3 protein-coding genes are annotated in these 1,656 nt (G+C 63.5%); 1 reads left to right on the top strand and 2 read right to left on the bottom strand.

The window, feature by feature from the left end; genetic code table 11:
* Positions 1 to 918, top strand: a 918-nt coding sequence (locus CCN42_RS37470; protein ID WP_143662163.1) for an RHS repeat-associated core domain-containing protein, incomplete at its 5' end; no start/stop codon positions are given.
* Between the two features lie 145 nt (positions 919 to 1,063).
* On the opposite strand, the gene CCN42_RS43005 is transcribed toward CCN42_RS37470, so the two are convergent.
* Both CCN42_RS43005 and CCN42_RS37460 read right to left on the bottom strand, forming a co-directional pair.
* The gene (locus tag CCN42_RS43005) at positions 1,064 to 1,276 is read right to left on the bottom strand and encodes a hypothetical protein (protein WP_158102189.1); all 213 of its coding nucleotides are present in this window, start codon (positions 1,274 to 1,276) and stop codon (positions 1,064 to 1,066) included.
* 71 nt (positions 1,277 to 1,347) lie between these two features.
* The coding region (locus CCN42_RS37460) for a hypothetical protein (protein ID WP_245877643.1) at positions 1,348 to 1,656 on the bottom strand (309 nt) is incomplete at its 5' end.

The following is a 1,656-nucleotide window of genomic DNA, read 5'->3' as shown; positions in this document are numbered from 1 at the left end:
TTCACCTGGGACGGCACCACCCTCTGCGAACAGACGACCACGTCCCCCGCCCTCCCCCACCCGGTCACCCTCACCTGGGACCACCAGGGCCTGCGCCCCCTCGCACAGACCGAGCGCCTCCATGCGGCGGACGCCCCTCAGGAGGAGATCGACTCCCGCTTCTTCGCCATCGTCACGGACCTCGTCGGCACACCCAGCGAACTCGTCGACGAACAGGGCGAGATCGCCTGGCGCACCCGGAGCACCCTCTGGGGCACGACAGCCTGGGCGGCGGACAGCACCACCTACACCCCGCTGCGCTTCCCGGGCCAGTACTACGACCCTGAGACGGGCCTGCACTACAACTACTACCGGCACTACGACCCGGAAACCGCGCGTTACCTGTCCATCGATCCCCTTGGTCTCGCGCCATCGCCTAACCCGGCCTCCTACGTCGCCAATCCGCACGTCTGGGCCGACCCATTGGGACTGGCGCCGGCCGGATGCCCCGAAAAAGAGCACCTGTTCCGTGGGACCTCGACAGGCTTTAACGCGAGCGATAACACTCAAGCTTCAGGGTTCACCCCTACATCAACAGATCCCGGCGTGGCGACCGCGTTCGCAAGGCACTCGGAGCAGTTCGGCGAATCCGTAGTCCAGCTCATTCCGCGAAGTGCGATCGACGGAATTGACACCATGCCGGGATACATTCGCTCCGAGGCGGAAATAGGAGTCAACCTCCCCGCGTCCGAGCTTGCCCGAAGAGCTGCAGTGCAAATTCCTTCCGGCGCGGCTCACGCGATTCTCGCCGACATGGGGATCTATGTGCCGAGATTAAAGTCCTACGGGGACATTACTGATGCTCTAGAATGGGACATACCCAAGCTATCGCCAGAACAGGTAAGGCAATTCGTAGCGGAGGCTTACAGGCATGGATGACGGTGCCGCCGGAAAGCTGCAGATCTACTCCGTGGAGGAAAGGGAATCAGCAGCGGCTACATGCATCGTTCGTTGCGTAGGCGGAGTGCCTAGAACTGGACAACAGTTCGCCGTCGAGTCGACTTCTGATTCAGCCGACACCGCATCACCCTTCACTCTCGACTGGATCAATCGCTACGAGCAGATGATGGACTTCATTGATCCGCCCCACACTGCCAAAGTCCACCTGACCGGTGAGGCGGTAGCAGTCCTGGAGCGAGGAGTGATCCTCACGTCCGTCGAGATCGATGAGCAGTAGCAGCTCTGGGAGTTCGTGCTCAGCGTCCGGGGCGCCATCGCTCGCAACTTCGGCGGTCATGTCGACGTCGGGTACTGGCGACAGGTCACCGCTCGCATGATCCGTGAACGGTCGGGCGGCTCCGTCGCCTGTCAGCCCATCGGCCGGTAGTACCCCAGCACCGCCTGCAGCCGGGTGAACCACTCCCCCAGTTTCGTGCGGGGCCTGGCCTCCACGACGCACTCGTAGAAGCGGCCGTCCAGGTGGATGACGCCCATCATGAGGTGCTTGCCCGACGGGCTCGGTCTGTAGTGGACGCTGCGGATCTCGGGCCAGGGGAATTCGGCGGTCACGTCGTTGATCTCGAAGGTCACGCCCTCGGCGTCGACGACGATCGAGCAGTGGCGGTCGACCGCCATGAAGTCGGGTCCGGCGGGTACCGGGTGGGGCGCGTACTGGGG

This window comes from Streptomyces glaucescens, assembly GCF_002154375.1.
Lineage (GTDB): Bacteria > Actinomycetota > Actinomycetes > Streptomycetales > Streptomycetaceae > Streptomyces > Streptomyces glaucescens.
The sequence above is the reverse complement of the archived record's forward strand: the minus strand, read 5'-3'. Positions and strand labels throughout refer to the sequence as shown.